This is a genomic window from Aquiflexum gelatinilyticum, assembly GCF_024813435.1.
Classification (GTDB): Bacteria; Bacteroidota; Bacteroidia; order Cytophagales; family Cyclobacteriaceae; genus Cognataquiflexum; species Cognataquiflexum gelatinilyticum.
In genome coordinates, this window is the sequence record NZ_JANAEZ010000001.1 from 1,049,098 (window position 1) to 1,066,211 (window position 17,114).

The 17,114-nt window shown below is 40.4% G+C and carries 16 protein-coding genes; 8 read left to right on the forward strand and 8 right to left on the reverse strand.

Annotated features, from left to right (window positions below; translation table 11 throughout):
• Nucleotides 1–34: 34 nt before the first annotated feature.
• The 6 genes from NK987_RS04395 to NK987_RS04420 all read right to left on the reverse strand — a co-directional run bounded on the left by NK987_RS04395 (nt 35) and on the right by NK987_RS04420 (nt 8,638).
• Nucleotides 35–1,294, reverse strand: coding sequence for an ABC transporter permease (locus tag NK987_RS04395; RefSeq protein WP_259262875.1), 1,260 nt, complete (start codon nt 1,292–1,294; stop codon nt 35–37).
• Complete coding sequence (locus NK987_RS04400) at nt 1,291–2,379, reverse strand: efflux RND transporter periplasmic adaptor subunit (RefSeq protein ID WP_258421555.1); 1,089 nt, start codon at nt 2,377–2,379, stop codon at nt 1,291–1,293. Before NK987_RS04400 ends, NK987_RS04395 begins: the two co-directional genes overlap by 4 nt.
• Nucleotides 2,380–2,442: 63 nt before the next feature.
• Nucleotides 2,443–3,228, reverse strand: coding sequence for an SDR family NAD(P)-dependent oxidoreductase (locus NK987_RS04405; protein ID WP_258421554.1), 786 nt, complete (start codon nt 3,226–3,228; stop codon nt 2,443–2,445).
• Between the two features lie 173 nt (nt 3,229–3,401).
• Nucleotides 3,402–5,537: a S9 family peptidase gene (locus NK987_RS04410; protein WP_259262876.1), complete on the reverse strand. Its 2,136-nt coding sequence runs from the start codon at nt 5,535–5,537 to the stop codon at nt 3,402–3,404.
• Nucleotides 5,538–5,605: 68 nt separating this feature from the next.
• Entirely contained in the window at nt 5,606–6,949 is a 1,344-nt protein-coding gene (locus NK987_RS04415) for a DUF418 domain-containing protein (protein WP_259262877.1), read from the reverse strand.
• A gap of 183 nt (nt 6,950–7,132) precedes the next feature.
• A complete protein-coding gene (locus NK987_RS04420; protein WP_259262878.1) occupies nt 7,133–8,638 on the reverse strand; it encodes a S10 family peptidase in 1,506 nt (501 codons plus the stop codon).
• Between the two features lie 247 nt (nt 8,639–8,885).
• Between NK987_RS04420 and NK987_RS04425 the strand changes: the two genes are divergently transcribed.
• The 3 genes from NK987_RS04425 (at nt 8,886) to NK987_RS04435 (ending at nt 10,823) form a co-directional block, all read left to right on the forward strand.
• Entirely contained in the window at nt 8,886–9,233 is a 348-nt protein-coding gene (locus NK987_RS04425; RefSeq protein ID WP_258421548.1) for a single-stranded DNA-binding protein, read from the forward strand.
• Between the two features lie 236 nt (nt 9,234–9,469).
• The gene (pfkA, locus tag NK987_RS04430) at nt 9,470–10,444 is read left to right on the forward strand and encodes a 6-phosphofructokinase (RefSeq protein ID WP_258421547.1); all 975 of its coding nucleotides are present in this window, start codon (nt 9,470–9,472) and stop codon (nt 10,442–10,444) included.
• 7 nt (nt 10,445–10,451) lie between these two features.
• Nucleotides 10,452–10,823, forward strand: a complete 372-nt coding sequence (locus NK987_RS04435; RefSeq protein WP_258421546.1) for a hypothetical protein — start codon at nt 10,452–10,454, stop codon at nt 10,821–10,823.
• Between the two features lie 65 nt (nt 10,824–10,888).
• On the opposite strand, the gene miaA is transcribed toward NK987_RS04435, so the two are convergent.
• Nucleotides 10,889–11,776 carry a tRNA (adenosine(37)-N6)-dimethylallyltransferase MiaA gene (gene miaA, locus NK987_RS04440; RefSeq protein ID WP_258421545.1) on the reverse strand — a complete coding sequence of 296 codons (888 nt, stop codon included), beginning with the start codon at nt 11,774–11,776 and terminating at the stop codon, nt 10,889–10,891.
• Nucleotides 11,777–11,852: 76 nt separating this feature from the next.
• On the opposite strand from miaA, the gene NK987_RS04445 reads away from it, so the two are divergent.
• From NK987_RS04445 to NK987_RS04465, 5 genes are read left to right on the forward strand one after another with little or no spacing between them, the layout of a single operon-like run.
• Nucleotides 11,853–12,596 carry a response regulator gene (locus NK987_RS04445; protein WP_258421544.1) on the forward strand — a complete coding sequence of 248 codons (744 nt, stop codon included), beginning with the start codon at nt 11,853–11,855 and terminating at the stop codon, nt 12,594–12,596.
• Nucleotides 12,593–12,970: a response regulator gene (locus tag NK987_RS04450; RefSeq protein ID WP_259262879.1), complete on the forward strand. Its 378-nt coding sequence runs from the start codon at nt 12,593–12,595 to the stop codon at nt 12,968–12,970. The genes NK987_RS04445 and NK987_RS04450 overlap by 4 nt, the downstream gene beginning before the upstream one ends.
• Nucleotides 12,971–12,985: 15 nt before the next feature.
• Complete coding sequence (locus NK987_RS04455; RefSeq protein WP_259262880.1) at nt 12,986–13,264, forward strand: hypothetical protein; 279 nt, start codon at nt 12,986–12,988, stop codon at nt 13,262–13,264.
• Nucleotides 13,261–14,022, forward strand: a complete 762-nt coding sequence (locus NK987_RS04460) for an MBL fold metallo-hydrolase (protein ID WP_259262881.1) — start codon at nt 13,261–13,263, stop codon at nt 14,020–14,022. Before NK987_RS04455 ends, NK987_RS04460 begins: the two co-directional genes overlap by 4 nt.
• A gap of 2 nt (nt 14,023–14,024) precedes the next feature.
• Nucleotides 14,025–15,596 (forward strand): NFACT RNA binding domain-containing protein, encoded by a 1,572-nt coding sequence (locus NK987_RS04465; RefSeq protein ID WP_259262882.1) that lies wholly within the window; start codon nt 14,025–14,027, stop codon nt 15,594–15,596.
• Nucleotides 15,597–15,679: 83 nt separating this feature from the next.
• Here the strand turns inward: NK987_RS04465 and pyk are convergent, their stop codons facing one another.
• Nucleotides 15,680–17,110 (reverse strand): pyruvate kinase, encoded by a 1,431-nt coding sequence (gene pyk, locus NK987_RS04470; RefSeq protein ID WP_259262883.1) that lies wholly within the window; start codon nt 17,108–17,110, stop codon nt 15,680–15,682.
• Nucleotides 17,111–17,114 lie beyond the last annotated feature (4 nt).

Consider the following 17,114-nt stretch of genomic DNA (forward strand, 5'->3'; position numbering starts at 1 on the left):
TTATTAATTCAGAATTTACTCTTCCCACCTCCCCTCATTTTCCCCTAATTATCTCAACCGGATCGACCCCACTCGCCTTGCGGGCAGGGAAATATCCGGCAAAATACGTCGTCACAATACTGAATATCGCCGCGATGATATAATACTTCGGGTTAAAATCTACCGGAAAGGTCTTGACGGTGGGAAGGGCCTCAGTTTCAAAAGGTATCCGCTCAATCCCTAATCCTGCCATAAAGCCGAGTATCAATCCAATGGATCCTCCAACAAAACCGATGGTCAAGGCGATGGTGATGAAAATATTATTCACATCCCTACCCGAAAAGCCAATGGCCTTCAGGATGGCGATGGTATCCATTTTTTCATAAATCATCATGTTCAGGATATTGTAAATCCCAAATCCTGAAACAATCAGCAACGTAATCCCCACGGCATAGCTGATCAAAGTTCTGATATTTGTTCCTGTTTCAAACTGTGCATTGACTGTTTGAATGTCATCCGCATCTATCCCAAAGATATCTCGGTAGTCTCTTGCCATTTCGGGAGCAAGGTTAAAATCCTTCAATTTGACTTGGATATCAGTCACGTAGGAAGCGGTTTCTCCAAGCATTTTCTGGACGGTGCCTATGGAGGCATAAGATTGGACATTGTCCAAATCTCCCAAGCCAGACTGGTAATAACCCACCACCTTCAATTGAACCCTGTTGCCCTGTGAAGTAGTCGCTTGAATGACATCTCCTATTTCGGCCATCATCCGGTCCGCTGCCCCTTTTCCCAAAATGATGCTGTTGGATGTATTTTTAAGGTCTATATAATTTCCTGCTGTCACATAATCTGTGAAGGCAAAAAGTTTGCTTTCAGCTTCGACATCTATGCCGTTGATGACACCGGTGATATCAATGGTTCCGACATTGTAAAAAACCTGTGCGGATAACTTTGGTGCCACACCCAAAACCCTTGGATCCTCTTCAAGTGTCCTGATAATGGCCTCATTGTTATAAATGCTTAAGCGGCTGGCAGCGGGTTTGACCGACCTGATGATATTGTAAAAATTGCTGAATTCATCGGCAAGGTCGATTGGCTGGTTGACCGATGGTTTGATTTCGTTGTAAAATCGGATGTGCGGAGTCCTGTTGAGGATTAAGCCATCCAAGAGTTTGTTCAAGCCATTCATAAATCCCAGCAAAGCCACAAACATCGTAATGCTAAAAACCACCCCGATGGCGGCAATCATGGTTTGTTTGAACCGGGCAAGCATCAGCGCCTTGGCTATTTCTATGATGAGGGAAACTTTCATTTGACAGGTTTGATTACTGAGGTTGTCTCATCTATCCCTTCCAGTATTTCTGCTTTTTGTAGATCTTTGAGTCCCAATTTGACCGGTAAGGTATCACCTGCAGCATTGATCACAAAAGCATCATTCAGGATAAAAGACCTTGGCAAAATCAGCGCGTCTTCCTTTACTTCTATCACAATATTAGCTTCAAGGGTGAGATTGGGATACAAAACAGGAGGTGCATTTACAAAAACCCCTTCCACCAAAAAACTCTTCGAAGATTCATTCATCAAAGGATTGATTTTGGACACTACCGCCTCGAATGTCTCTCCTCTGTAGCTATCCATGGTCACAATTATTTTTTGACCATGTTTGACTTTGACGATATCGTATTCATCCACCTGCATTTCCAAAACAAACTCATCAGCACTTCCCAACACAGCCAAGGGGGTCTGCGCATTGACCATTTCACCCTTTTCTTTGAGCAAATCATAAACCCTTCCGTTTACCTCACTTTTCAGGACAAGGTCACTTTCCAGGGCTTTGGAGATAGAGAGGTTTTTGGCAGCGCTTTTTTCGTTGTATTCTATTTCCCTTTTGACATCCTGATAGATCAGCTTGGCACTTTGGTAGGCATTTCGTGAATTTTCGAAGGCCAGTTGTCTTTGTTCCAAATCAACAGCGGATCCCACTCCCTGTTCTTTCAACCTTCTTTGCCTTTCATAAAGCAGGGAATCGTTCCGCCATTTATTTTCGGCATTTTCAATGTTGTTTTCCAATTCTCGTAGCCGGGATTGATTCGCTTTTCGGTCTGCAAATGCCCGTGTCAGTTCGGCATTTTCCCTATTCAGCCTGGCAGTTTCATTGTAAATGACCAAAATCGGGCTTCCAATTTTTACGGAGTCACCTTCACTGACAAAGATCTCCTGAACAATTCCGTTTGCATTGGCGAAAGCTTGGTATTGGTTTTTAGCTTTGATGAGACCGGAGGCGTAGACTGATTCCGAGATACTTTCTCTTTTTGGATTAATGGTCTCTTCTGAAGATTGGCACGAAAAAGTAAAAACCGCTATACAACTTAAAAAAATAATAATAAAGTATTTCATATGAGACAGGTTTGATGACCTCAATTTACAGGATTATTGTGAATAATATTTAATGCAGTTTTCTTAATTCCCCATTTTCCCAATCATCCACTCGCCCAATTTTGGAAAATGCTGACCGATAAAAGCGATAAATTTGCCATGTCCGGTAAAGACAAAGGATTTTCTCCTCTTTAATATTGCATTGACCATAACCTTCGCGGCTTTGTCCGTTGGCCACATGAGATTTTTCGGTCTTGGGTCATTAATTTCAGGATGAAACACACCGGCATTGTCCACCCTCGTGATATCGGAATCTACAAATCCCGGATGGATTACCGTACAGCTTACACCCGTGCCTTTCAATTCCAACTGCAAAGTCTGTCCGATAGAACGGACGGCAGCTTTAGATGCACCATAGGCACCGGTTTTGGGATTGGGTACATAAGCGGCCACACTCCCAATAAGCACCAACCTTCCTTTACTTGCTTTCAAATGAGGAATCGCAGACTTGGCTGTCATCGCCAGTCCCGTGACGTTGCCATCCATCTGCCTCCGCCATTCTTTTGCAGACAAGTCTTCAATCTTGCCAAAAACACCAAACCCTGCATTGGCAACAGCCACATCCAGACGCCCATAATGGTGGATGACCTCCTGAACAGCTTTTTCGATTTCAGATTCCTCAAGTACGTCACAGGGAACCAAAAAACCTTCGGCTCCTAATGCCTTTACTTGATTCAGAACTTCTTCAAGCTTATCAACCCTTCTTGCGCTTAGGGCTAGTTTTGCCCCCTGCTTTGCAAATTCAAAGGCCATGTACTTCCCCAATCCTGAGGAAGCTCCTGTTATCCAGATGACTTGGTTTTGGAACATTTTTGTAGATATGAGATTTAAGACTTAAGACATGAGACTGACTAGGATTAAAATTTAAAATAAGGTAGAAAAAAATTGAAATAAAAAAGCATCAATCCCCATAAAAAGGATTGATGCTACAACTATTTCGCCGAAGGCGTATTTCTATGTATTTCGCTCTGATTGAGCTTATTTCATTTTGTAATCCCAAGAATATCAAACACAAAAGCATACTCCAAAGCCAACTCTTTTAGGCTTTCAAACCTTCCGCTCGCACCCCCATGTCCCGCATCCATATTGGTTTTGAGGAAAAGTCGGTTCTTGTCAGTTTTTTTGGTTCGGAGTAGAGCTACCCATTTTGCAGGTTCCCAATATTGTACCTGTGAATCATGAAGACCGGTAGTGGCTAAGATATTTGGATAATCCTTTGCCTCCACATTATCATAAGGAGAATAGGAAAGCATATATTCGTATTGCTCCTGAATGTTTGGATTTCCCCACTCCTGCCACTCAAAAGTGGTCAATGGAATAGTCTCATCCATCATGGTAGTGATGACATCGACAAAAGCTACTTGGGCAATGATACCACGGTAAAGCTCAGGTGCCATGTTGGCGATCGCTCCCATAAGCAATCCTCCTGCACTTCCACCCGAGGCAAAGAGTTTGTCTTTGGCCACATATTGGTTATCCTGAAGCCATTTGGAACAATCGATGAAGTCATTGAAGGTATTCTTCTTATTCATCATCTTGCCATCCTCATACCAATCTCCACCCATTTCCTGACCGCCTCGGACATGCGCAATGGCATAGACAAAACCCCTGTCCAACAGACTCAATCTTGAACTGCTGAAGTAAGCATCCATGGAAGCTCCATAAGAGCCATAACCATAAATCCATCCTGGAGAGGTCCCGTCTTTCTTGAATTGATCTATTCTATAAACAATGGACAACGGGATCCGCTTTCCGTCACGGGAAGGAACCATGATCCTTTCAGTCTTGTAATTTGCTTTGTTAAAATCCCCCAAGACAGGCTGCTCTTTCATCAGATTTTTTCCCTTGGTTTCCATGTCATAGTCGTAAGTGGAATTTGGCGTGGTCATTGAAGTATAGGAATACCGCAAAGTCTTAGTTTCAAACTCAGGATTATAACCGATCCCTGCAGAATAAGCAGGCTCTTCAAATACCATCTGATGTTCCGAATTGTCAGCCCACTTGATGATGCGGATATTGGCAAGGCCCTCTAAGGTCTCCTGGACAGCGTAATAATCCTTGAAATATTCCACGCCTTCTAAGAAAACATCTGCCCTATGTGGGATCAAATCTTTCCAATTGGCGACGGCTGGATCTGCAACAGGTGCTTCTGCTAATCGGTAATTGACTGCATTCAAGTTGGTGTAGATGTTGAATTTATCGCCAATAGCATGGTCCACGCTGTATTGTACATTGTCCTGCACCGGAGCGATAAGCTTTGGCTTGCCGGGATTATCTGCATCCATGAAGAGGGAATAAGAGGCATCCGTACGGCCTGAACCGATAATGATGTATTTCTTGGATTTGGTGATTCCGACGCCGCAACTCAAAGTCTGGTCTTTTTCCTCAAACACTACCTCATCTTTGGAGGAGTCTTGACCAAGGATATGCCGCTTCACCTGAAAATTTCTCAGCGTAACCGGATCAGGAATAGAGTAGAAAAAGGATTTGTTATCATTGGTCCAGACTGCCGAACTTCTGATGTTTTCGATTTTGTCAGGAAGTATTTCTCCGGTACGGAGGTCTTTGATCATCACGGTGTAGAAATTTCTACCCACCGTATCCATGATGATGGCGGCGAGGTTATGGTCAGGGCTTACTGAAGAAAAAAAGTTGAGGAAAGATTTTCCTTTTCCCAATTCATTGCCATCCATGATGATTTCTTCAGCACCTTCGAGAGAGCCTTTTTTCCTTGCATAAATCGGATATTCTCCCCCTTCCACATAGCGGGTATAGTAATAATAATCATCCAGCTTGTACGGAACAGACGAATCGTCCTCTTTGATCCTTGCGCGCAATTCATTGAACAACTGATCCTGAAAACCTTTGGTGTGCGCCATCATGGTGTCGATATAGGCATTTTCAGCATTCAGGTAATCTATGACTTCAGGGTTTTCACGGTCATTGAGCCAATAATAATTGTCTACTCTTTTGTGTCCGTGTTTGGCTGTGATTTCAAACGGTTTGACTGTAGCCAAAGGCGGTGCTACATCAGGTAAAGTTGATTCCGGTTTTTCCGGGGAACATGCGATACTCATTCCTGTGAGGATAATTAAAATGGTTTGGATTGATTTATTCATAGCTGCTGGAGAATAGTGCGCAAATATAGGAAAATGATATTTGGGATACAGCGCTATTTTTGGGCTGTCTATTTTCTTACAAAAGGCTGAATCCTGCTATAAGTGAGGCACCTCCATAGCCATTCCAAGGGTCCGAAAAGAAAATATTTTAACCATATTGGGCTGACGATCAATTGAAAAATCCAGATTCCAATGACCAAATAATAGAGTTGGTAATATTCCCATTCGGCATATTGGTTCAATCCATATCCGAAAAACACCAAGCTACAAATCACAGTATGCATGATATAATTGGTAAATGCCATCTGACCCACTGCCCTCAGCCCATTCATCAACCTCGTTAGATAACCGGCCTGATAGATCAACATCACCAAAGCAACATGAGCCATCATAATAGCGATCCGTTGAAAATCGTAAATTAAAGAAACCCAATTAACCGCATGCTCCTCAATGTGTTTTAATCCCGACTCGACATTCGGAAAATGGATTGTATTGTAAACAAAGGCGAAAATTACCAAAGGAAGACCGATTCCATAACCAATCAAAACAGTCTTTTTGTATTGCGCTTTGGTCCATTTGAGTGTCAGAAAACCCCATTTATAAAGCGCTATGCCCAGCATCATCAACGCCAACATGTCCCAAATACTAAAAATCAGGTATTTGAACTGACCATCCCAGGATTTTGGCCTGATGTAGCTCGCGACCTCTGGGTAGCTTCCTTTCATCAAAGCGGTATGTTCGGCCGCCTCTTCCTTGTTTGGGATAAACTCTTTCTGGATTTCTGTCCATTCCATGACGATGGAATCCTGAGTTGGGCTGAGTGCAATTCCCTGGTCCTGCAGTGTTTTCACTTCTTTGTATTCCAGGTATGTTCCCCTGATATTTTGCATAAATAGGGTATTGGCAACAAAACCGATAATCGCCACAATCGGAACACCCAAGGCAAGGTATTTGGGTTTCATTTTCCTAAACAAAAAAGCCAGCATCCCAATTACTCCATAGAAATAAAGGATATCTCCGATCCACAGTAGAATATGCGCATGGATCAATCCGAATATGGTCAACCAGATCATCCTTTTGTAAAAAAGCCAGGTGGCAGATTTCCCTGCTTTTTCTTTGTTGGAGGTAAAAAGTATGATTCCGGCCCCAAAAACCATTGAAAAAAGCGCACGCATCTTTCCTTCAAAAAACACTGTATTGACAGCATTTACCCAAAAGTTGGTATTGGAAGTATCCTGCACCCAAGCTTCATCAAAGTACTCCGCCATGGCAAAATAGGGTATGTTCAAAATCAGAATTCCCAAAAGTGCAACTCCCCTGATGATGTCAATAATGTCAATCCGGTCAATAAGGACTGAAGGTTTTGCTGATTGGTCAACCAATTCAGTTTCGGTGGTGGTTTGTAGGGACATGGTTAAAAAGGTTTATAGTCAGCTAGTTAACAAAAAAAATAATCAAAATATAAACTCAAAAGAAGAAAATTTTTCATCATTAAATGTTAAAATTCCTTGGGTTTAATTTTGACCTTACAAACATAACAAACAAAAAGAGAGCGATCTCTCGCCCTCCTTTTAATCAAAAATCAAAATCCCAAATCAATGAGTCGTATCCTTGATAAAGTCCGCCAAATCTTTCTTGAATTTTTGGAGCGATGGCATGTGGGTATAGAACATATGACCTCCCTCATAATACGTCATGATGATGTTTTTTCTGATTTCAGGTCTCAGGTTCATTTGGTCAATGGTGTGTTCCACTCCATAAAACACAGTAGCCAAATCGTAGTAGCCGTTCATAAGCAGCACTTTTACATTTGGGTCTTTGTTCATGGCATCCGCCATATCGATGGCCGTATTCACTGAAATCATACTGCCCCAACCTTCATTCCCTCGGTGTGACCAATCCCATTTAAATCCAGGTGAAGCATAGGCGGAAGTTTTGTAGGTCAGTTTTTTGCTTACACCCAAATCTCTGTGCAAGTAATCCAAGAATCCTGTGGTATAGGCAGGCGAAATGGCATCGCTTTGAGGATCCGTAATAGCATATTGATTTTGAGGCATAGGATTGATGCCTTTGAATCTGGAATCCAATCGGCCGACTGTCATGCCCTCTTCTCTGAGCAATTCATTGAAAAATTCACTGGCTGTCATCCTTAGGTTATTTCTATTCCAAATATCCTTTGATATTCCTGTATAATTTTCCATTTTTTCGGCCACACTGTTTTTATCTGCAGGACTGAGTCTTCCTCCTTTAAACAAAGCCGGCAAATAATCCTGTTCGGTAAATTTTCTCACTTCATCGACAAAAGCTTCCAAGTTGGGGTTTTTGTTGGGAATCTTGTCATGATACCAAGCAGTAGCAGCATAGGATGGGAAATGAATAAGGTAGGAAGTACTTTCTTGGACAGGAAAAGCCAATGACCTGATATCAAATACCGAAGAAACCATGACCACACCATTGAGGGCATATCCTTTGTCCAATAAATAACTCATGACTCCGGCATTTCTGAATGTTCCATAGCTTTCACCCAACAAATACTTTGGTGATTGCATCCGGTCATATTCTTTCAAAAACTGCATGATGAACAAACTAGTAGATCTGATATCTTGATCCACCCCCCAAAAATCCTTTCCCTCCGCCTTTCCGATCGGCATGCTCAACCCTGTTCCAATAGGATCCATCATCACCACATCAGCTACATCGAGAATGGAATAATCATTGTTGACCAATTCATAAGGTGCAGCCGGGGTATATCCCGGATCGTTGACAACGATTCTTTTTGGGCCCATCACACCCATGTGCAGCCAATAGGAAGAGGAACCTGGGCCACCGTTAAATGAAAAAATAATCGGTCTCTTAGATGGTCCATCTTCTTTGAAATAAGCTGTGAAGCCATGCAAGGCAATTGGTTCATTGTTTTCATCTCTAAGCTGAAGTGTGCCTGCCCTTGTTTTGAGGCTGTGGGTGGTACCGTTGATTTTGACAGTTTGGGTAGAAGTGAATACCTCACCTTCAGGTATGGGTTTTTCAGCCGGTTTTTCCTGTGCATTGATAGGGAATGCAAACAGAACAAAAACATAGACAAATAGTATGGATTTTTTCATTTTGGGGTGGTTTTTAAATGAATTGATTCGAAAAGCAAGCTAATAAAATCTAAAGGCAAAATAAGAACAGAACAAAAATTTTAAATCCAAGAGGCAGAAATTCAGAGATGTTGATGTTCAAAGCCGTTTCACAAACGTTTATAATCGATTAGAAACGACAAACTACCGACTAACAGAAAGCTTATTACGGAAATTTGAACTATTGCTTGATAAACAGGCAGTTTTCATTTAACCAAAACAAAAAAATATGAGCAACATGAGAAACAAGGTACAATTGATCGGAAGATTGGGTGCCAAAGCAGAAACAAAACATTTTGATTCAGGAAAAGCAAAAGCAACTTTCAGCATTGCCACCAAGGATGTTTTCAAAAATGCGAAAGGTGAAAAAGTGGAAGAAACCACTTGGCATAATATCGTCGCATGGGGAAAAACCGCAGAAATAGTAGAGAAGTACACTGATAAAGGTTCTGAAATCGCGATTGAAGGCAAGCTTTCTAACCGTACTTATGAAGATAAAGACGGTACAAAAAAATACATCACTGAGGTAGTAGCTGAAGAGGTATTACTTTTGGGAGAAAAAGTGACCTCCGCATGACCTCAAACCGGCATCCTGGCAAAATCAATGAAAAGGATGCCGGCTTATTTTTTAAATAAAAGAGAATAATGCCCAAAAAGTAAGAAAACAAAATCAAGGTTTTTGAATTTTTAATTCATGTCAGAATAGGAAATCCCTATTTGTAAGATAATCTAAAACAAATCAAAAGATTTTCGGATTGTATTACCATGACATCCAAATATGAGTAATTTTGGCTTTTGGAAAACCTATTAAACATGAAAAAAATAGCAGTATACACATCGGGAGGTGATGCCCCGGGTATGAATGCCTGCATCAGGGCTGTTGTCAGAACAGCGATTTTTAGAGATTTGGAAGTATTTGGAATTTCATACGGCTATGATGGAATGATCAATGGTAACATTAAAAGGATGCAATCCCATTCGGTAAGCAATATTATACAGCGCGGAGGAACCATCTTAAAATCCGCAAGAAGTGAAGAATTCAGGACCAAGGAAGGTAGATCAAAAGCATATCAACAGCTGAAAGCAAACGGCATAGAAGGTTTGGTAGCGATTGGGGGAGATGGTACCTTTACCGGAGCAAAGATTTTTTTTGAAGAATATGGAATTCCCGTCATAGGTTGTCCCGGGACTATCGACAATGACATTTACGGTACTGATTATACCATAGGATTTGATACCGCGGTCAATACTGCTTTGGATGCCATAGACAAAATCAGAGATACCGCAGCGGCTCATGATAGGATTTTCTTCATAGAAGTAATGGGAAGAGACAGTGGCTACATCGCCGTGGAATGTGGTATTGGAGGAGGAGCGGAATTTGTAATGGTTCCTGAAACTTCCACTAACCTTAAAGCAGTGGTAAAATCTCTGAAAAATCTCCGAAAATCCAAGTCTTCAAGTATCATTGTCGTAGCTGAAGGTGATGTTGAAGGCGGTGCAGAAGAAATAATGCAGAAAGTCCGCGAAAAAGTCAATGACCCCGAAAAGGAATTTAAAGTCACCACATTGGGACATATCCAAAGAGGTGGGCGTCCTACAGCCCGGGATAGGGTATTGGCTTCAAGGTGTGGTATGGCTGCAGTAGATGGCTTGATTGCAGGAGAATCCAATTGCATGGCAGGTGTCATGAACGGTCTAGTCGTCTATACCCCATTTGCTGATTGTATCGGGAAAAGCAAAGCCTTAAATCCCGACCATTTGAAATTAATCGAAATATTAAGTATTTAAAATTACCATGGGGTATCTACCTATCATAATTATGCTTGCCGGTTTTTCAGGATTGTTTTGGCTTGTGGTCAACCAATCTATTTTAGCCAAGAAAAAATCCATCTTGCAACTCCAACAGGCTTTTTTTGATGGTTTGGAAAAGTCAGGTTCTTTGACAAAAAACAATGCCAACCTCAGCAAAGAATCTCTACGTTTGATTGATTCAGAATACCAAAAGGTAAAATCAAACCTTACTTCAAAGACAGAACCCACGTTTCAAAAGGAAATCAAGCCTATCTACCAATCATTGAAAATCACCGTTTCCCAATACAACAAACTAATTGTCCAAAAACCCTATAGCTTTGTGGCAAAAGGAATGGGGCATAAACAGCTTGGATGATTGTATAATTTTAAAATTCTCAATTAATGGTCTTCTTGATTTCCAAAAGCCCTAAACCGGTTTTCTTATTCTTTGGTATTTGCAACCAAAGCCAGTATCCCTTGAAGATCTGAAGGATGAAACCATTTCATTTCACTGTATTTTTTGAACCAAGTCATTTGTCTCTTGGCATACCTCCGAGAATTTCTTTTGAGTAACCTTACAGCCTCTTCCCTGTCGTATTTTCCTTCTAAATATCCAAATATCTCAGAATATCCCACAGTTTGAAGTGCATTCAGATGTCTGTGGGTAAATAATTTTTCGGCTTCTTCAAAAATCCCCTCTGTGATCATGGAGTCCATCCTCCTGTCAATTCTTTCATAGAGGTCTTCTCGGTCTCTTTCGAGTCCTACCAAAATACAATTGAAAAATCTGGTATTTTTTTTCTTTTTTCTGAATGAACTGTAAAGCTTACCTGTACCTATACAGACTTCCAAAGCCCTCATCAGCCTTTGGGGATTATGAATATCGACCTCTTCAAAGTATACAGGATCAAGGTTTTTGAGCCTTGATTGTAAATTTTGGATTCCTTTCTCTTTATGATCCAAAATCAATTGCTCCCTAATGGAAGGGTCTACATTCGGGATTTCATCAAATCCAAAACAAATGGCATCAATGTATAATCCTGAACCTCCTGTCAGGATTACCAAATCGTGTTTGGCAAAAAGCTTTTCCAACAACTCTAGTGTTTCTATTTCAAATTTTCGGACATCATACATATCAAAAATTGAAAGTGAATTGACAAAATGATGTTTGACCTCTGCCATTTCATTGACGGTAGGCTTGGCGGTACCGATTTCAGTTTCTCTGTAAAACTGCCTACTATCCGAAGAAATTATTTCGGTTTGAAATATTTTAGCGAGTTTGAGACAGATTTCAGTTTTGCCCACAGCAGTAGGGCCTGCAATTACCAATAAATGTTTATTTTTAGAATCCAAAGCGTGTGTCAGAAAGGCAATAAGTAAATTTCAAAATTATCAATTATAAACAATGAAAGCCAAAAAAGTACTTATTGTAGATGACAATTCTCTCAACAGGAAAGTTTTTGAGCATATCATCGGCCAAATCTACGAATTTGGAACTGCTTCTGACGGAAGGGAGGCATTGGAAAAAATCAAAACCGGGAAGTTTGATCTAGTATTAATGGATATACAAATGCCTGTACTTGACGGAATCAACACCCTGAATGTTATCAAAAACGAAAAAATTGCTAATATCCCTGTTATCGCCGTTTCAGCCTTTGCCAATGAAAAAGACAGGGATTACTTTATTTCTACGGGTTTCGATGATTTTATTTCCAAACCTATCAAGCCTCGAAATCTGTTAGAAACCATCGACAGACATTTACGGAAAAATGAAGTGCCGATTAGAATTGATAATCCAAACGAAATAGAACTGGATCCTAAAGTGGTAAATACTTTATTGAAATTTAACAATGCCGAAAACATCCGTTCAGTATATGAGGAGTTTATTGAAGAATGTATTAATTTATTGGTTGAAACCAAATCCTTAATTGATTCAGGAAACTATCCCGAAATCGGAGAGAAAATACATATTATCAAAGGTAATTCCGGTACCCTAGGCGCATTGAAAATTTACAATTTTTGTCAGAATTTTGAAAAAAGCATTAAATCTTCCAATTTTGAGAATACCTTAGAAGATTATATATATTTGAAGAGTATAGTTCAATCATTTCGCTTAAAAATCATCTCATCTCAATTACTCAATCCATGACGGAAAATAAGAAAGTTTTGGTAGCTGAAGACAGTTCGGTTATTATCAATCTTACTAAAAATGTACTCCTTTTTGAGAAATACAAAATAACGGCCGTAAAAAACGGCAAACAAGTGCTGGAAAAATTGAATAATGAGGATTTTGATCTGATTTTGATGGACATCAATATGCCAATCATGGATGGTATAGAATGTACAAAAGCCATCCGAGTCCTAGAAAACAAAAGCAAAGCAAGCATCCCGATTGTTGCGATTACAGGGAATTATAAGAATTATACTTTAGATGACTTCAAAAAAGCGGGTCTCAATGACTATATCCAAAAACCTTTGGATTATGATTTGTTACTTGCAACTGTAAGAAAACACCTTTCTTAAAAAGAAAGAACCGGAATGATAGTCAAATACACAAAAAATTTTCTGGACAAAATCGAAGATCTCTTTGCCTCATCAGAATATATTTTGAGGTATGAAAAAGGAAATTTCAAATCAGGATATTGTGTTCTCAAAGAAAACAAAATCGTCATCGTCAATAAATATTATACCTTAGAAGGCAAGATCAATGCCTTACTGGAAATTATCAAAGAGTTGGGGTTCAGCCCCAAAGATTTTTCTGATAAAAAACTTCAGGATTTGATATCTGAATTACAACAAACTGAACTAAAACTTTGAAAGTCACATTTTTAGGTACCGGCACTTCCCAGGGCGTACCCGTGATAGCCTGTGATTGTCCTGTGTGCAGTTCACTTGATTACAGAGACAAAAGACTAAGGAGTTCTATTCATCTTGAGATAGAAGGCAAAAGCCTTGTCGTCGATACAGGTCCCGACTTCAGACAACAGATGATCAGGGAAAAAATCCATCATCTGGATGCGGTACTTTTTACACATGAGCATAAAGACCACACGGGCGGACTGGATGACATCCGCTCCTATAATTTCCTTCAGAAAAAAGACATGCCAATCTATGGGACCAAAAAAGTCCTCAATCAGATCAAGCGTGAATTTGCCTACATATTTGAGGAAGTGCGGTACCCGGGAGTACCTTCGGTGATTACCCATGAAATCGTCAACGAACCTTTTTCCGCAGAAGGAATCCAGGTCGTCCCGATTCAGGTGCTTCATTATAGATTACCTGTATTTGGGTTTAGGTTTGGAGATTTTACTTATATCACAGATGCCAAATACATCGATGACACTGAACTTGAAAAAATAAAAGGAACCAAAGTCCTTGTGCTGAATGCCCTACAGCAATCACACCATCTTTCTCACTTTACCTTGGAGGAGGCCATCCAACTCGTGCACCTGATCAAACCTGAATTGGCCTATTTTACACACATCAGCCATCGCCTAGGGACGCACCAAGAGGTGGAAAAAACATTACCTCCAAATATCCATCTCGCTTTTGATGGATTGAAAATCTCCCTTTAACAATGCACTTCAATTTCCACTTTTTAAAATTCCTTTGCCCAGAGCTGGATAAAACCTTTTCAAGCGCTGAGATTGTGGAATGTTTTTCCCAAAATAAAGACGAATTGGTAATCGGCTGTACCAAAGATGGAGGGGATATTTTCATCCGAGCCAACCTGCTTCCTTCAATTTCCTGTCTTTCTTTTCCCGACAATTTCAAAAGAAGCAAAAGAAATACTGTCTCCCTTTTCCCTCAAATCATCGGAAAAAAGATCAACAAGATCGAAGTCGTCAATTTTGAAAGGGCATTTATAGCCTATTTGGATTCCGGTGATAATATAGTTTTCAAGATTCACGGAACGAGAAGTAACATCCTTTTTTATCCTAAAGATGAAACCTTACCGTCTTTGTTGTTTAGAAATGAACTGAGGGATGACAAAAACCTGTTGGTCTCCGATCTTTCAAAAAACCTTCATTTAGACTGGAACACTTTCTCCTCAGTGGAAGGAAATGCCTCAAAATTCTTGCCGACTCTGGGAAAAATCCCAAGAGAATGGCTCAAAAAACAAGGCTATATAGAGGCTGGATTAGAAGAGAAATGGGAGTTGATGAAGGAACTTTTGGATATGTTGGAAAGCCCGCTTTATGCCATCATCAGCGATGAAAATGAATATCTCCTGTCTTTGCTCCCTGAGAAGGAAGCAATATTTACGACTTCTGATCCTATCAAAGCATGTAATGAACTTTTCAGATATAGGGTAGTCATCCAGTCATTTGAAAAAGAAAAACATGCTTGGTTGAAGCAGCTTCAGGAACAACAAAAGAGAACGAAGTCCTACATCCAAAAGACCGGGGAAAGATTGGAACAAATTCTCCATGAAACACCGCCTTCTCAAGTGGCAGATGTAATCATGGCCAATCTCCATGCGATAGAACCCAATGCCGAACAGATAGCGCTTTTTAATTTCTACTCAGGAAAAGAGGAAATTTTCAAACTCAAGTTGGGACAAAGTCCTCAAAAGTATGCCGAAAACCTCTATCGCAAATCCAAAAACAGAAAGAAAGAAATTGAACAACTTTCCCAAAACCTTGCGGAAAAAGAAAAACTATCCCAACATACAGCTTCGTGGCTAGAAGAAATCGAAGGGTTTAAAGACTTTAGGAGCCTTCGGGATTTTATCAAAAACAACCACCTGACTCCAAAATCAAAGGAACAGGAGGAACAGGTACCGTTCAAGAGATTTGAAATCGAAGGATTTGAGGTTCTTGTCGGAAAATCAGCAAAATCCAATGACGATATGCTTCGCAATTTTGCCTGGAAGGAAGATTTATGGCTTCATGCCAAAGACGTATCCGGGTCACATGTGCTGATCAAATACCGTTCAGGCATCAATTTTCCGAAAACAGTTTTAGAAAGGGCGGCTGAATTGGCAGCTTATTATTCAAAAAACAAAAACGAAAGCCTTTCTCCTGTGATGTATACTCCGGCAAAATTTGTGAGAAAAGTAAAAGGAACACCACCTGGAGCAGTAATGGTTGAAAAAGAAAATGTGCTAATGGTAAAGCCTACCGGACCAAAAGAAGACAATAATTAACATCAGAAAGAAAATAATTCGGCATTAAGACAAACAAAAAAGGCCTCCGAGGTGGAAGCCTTTTTTGATGTAATCTGATTAATTTATTCCACCAGGTGGATTTTAAGCATATTGGTTTTTCCTTTTTCCTTCAAAGGCATACTGGCAGTATTGATGATGATATCACCGTTTTTAACATAGCCGTCCTTTTTCAACTGGTCTTGGATATCCATAAAAGTGGCATCTGTAGAAGTGTTGCTCTCATAATAATAAGCCCTAACTCCCCAAACTAAACTCAATTGGGTCAACAGGTTTTTGTTTCTGGTAAATATCAAAAGATTGGCAAGAGGTCTGAATGAAGCCAATCTCAAAGGAGTCTGACCTGAAGTTGTAATTCCGACCAAAGCTTTGGCTTTCACATTTCTAGAAAGCCTTGCAGCCATTAAAGTGAGGTTTTTGCTCAGGAAATTCGGATCGCTTTCTTCTATTTTATAAAGGTGATGGAAAACATCCTCGTTCGTTTCAATGTAGTTGATAATGGTACTCATGGCTTTAACAGCATTGACAGGGAACTGTCCTGAGGCGGTTTCAGCAGAAAGCATTACTGCATCTGCTCCATCCAATACTGCTGTAGCGACGTCATTGGTTTCAGCTCTTGTAGGTCTTGGATGCGTGGTCATACTTTCAAGCATCTGTGTGGCGATGATAACCGGCTTGCAGGCAACTTTACAAAGCGAAACCATTTTCTTTTGCCAAAGCGGAACAGTTTCCATAGGCATTTCCACACCAAGGTCTCCTCTTGCTACCATGATCGCATCGGTCGCCTCAATGATGGATTCAATATTTTGTAAAGCTTCTGGCTTCTCTATTTTCGCTACTATTTTGCAGTTTTTCCCGGCCTTGGTGATTCTTTCTCTTAAGTCGATGATGTCATCCACAGACCTTACAAAAGAAAGTGCAATCCAATCCACATCATTTGCCAAACCAAATTCAAGGTCTTCAAGGTCTTTTTCAGTTAGGGAAGGTGCCGATACTTTGGTGTTGGGTAGGTTTATACCCTTTCGTGATTTCAATATTCCCCCATGAATTACTACGCATCGGACATTCTTGCCATCTGTGCTGTTCACAGCAAGTTCAATATTCCCATCATCAATCAAAATTCGGTCTCCTGATTTCACATCATTGGGAAGGTTTTCATAGACTGTGCTCACTATGTCAGCGTTTCCTACCAAGGAATCATTGGTAATGGTGATTTTACCTCCAGGCACTATTTGGACTCCCCCGTTTTCCATCTCACCCACCCTGATTTTTGGGCCTTGTAAATCTTGAAGAATACCGATTTTGACGGTGAGTTTGTCATTGATTTCGCGTATCATCTTGATGACTTCAGCATGCTGGGCGTGAGTACCATGCGAAAAATTAAGTCTGAATACGTTGGCTCCTGCGTTGGCGAGACTTTTTAAAGTATCAATATTGTTTGATGCTGGACCGATGGTAGCTAATATTTTTGTCTTATTATAAAGAGCAATACTCATAGAA

Excerpts from the sequence above, each read along its gene's own strand:
- NK987_RS04395 (WP_259262875.1), bottom strand. The coding sequence starts at position 1,294 with ATGAAAGTTTCCCTCATCATAGAAATAGCCAAGGCGCTGATGCTTGCC.
- NK987_RS04400 (WP_258421555.1), bottom strand. The coding sequence starts at position 2,379 with ATGAAATACTTTATTATTATTTTTTTAAGTTGTATAGCGGTTTTTACT.
- NK987_RS04405 (WP_258421554.1), bottom strand. The coding sequence starts at position 3,228 with ATGTTCCAAAACCAAGTCATCTGGATAACAGGAGCTTCCTCAGGATTG.
- NK987_RS04410 (WP_259262876.1), bottom strand. The coding sequence starts at position 5,537 with ATGAATAAATCAATCCAAACCATTTTAATTATCCTCACAGGAATGAGT.
- NK987_RS04415 (WP_259262877.1), bottom strand. The coding sequence starts at position 6,949 with ATGTCCCTACAAACCACCACCGAAACTGAATTGGTTGACCAATCAGCA.
- NK987_RS04420 (WP_259262878.1), bottom strand. The coding sequence starts at position 8,638 with ATGAAAAAATCCATACTATTTGTCTATGTTTTTGTTCTGTTTGCATTC.
- NK987_RS04425 (WP_258421548.1), top strand. The coding sequence starts at position 8,886 with ATGAGCAACATGAGAAACAAGGTACAATTGATCGGAAGATTGGGTGCC.
- pfkA (WP_258421547.1), top strand. The coding sequence starts at position 9,470 with ATGAAAAAAATAGCAGTATACACATCGGGAGGTGATGCCCCGGGTATG.
- NK987_RS04435 (WP_258421546.1), top strand. The coding sequence starts at position 10,452 with ATGGGGTATCTACCTATCATAATTATGCTTGCCGGTTTTTCAGGATTG.
- NK987_RS04445 (WP_258421544.1), top strand. The coding sequence starts at position 11,853 with ATGAAAGCCAAAAAAGTACTTATTGTAGATGACAATTCTCTCAACAGG.
- NK987_RS04450 (WP_259262879.1), top strand. The coding sequence starts at position 12,593 with ATGACGGAAAATAAGAAAGTTTTGGTAGCTGAAGACAGTTCGGTTATT.
- NK987_RS04455 (WP_259262880.1), top strand. The coding sequence starts at position 12,986 with ATGATAGTCAAATACACAAAAAATTTTCTGGACAAAATCGAAGATCTC.
- NK987_RS04465 (WP_259262882.1), top strand. The coding sequence starts at position 14,025 with ATGCACTTCAATTTCCACTTTTTAAAATTCCTTTGCCCAGAGCTGGAT.
- pyk (WP_259262883.1), bottom strand. The coding sequence starts at position 17,110 with ATGAGTATTGCTCTTTATAATAAGACAAAAATATTAGCTACCATCGGT.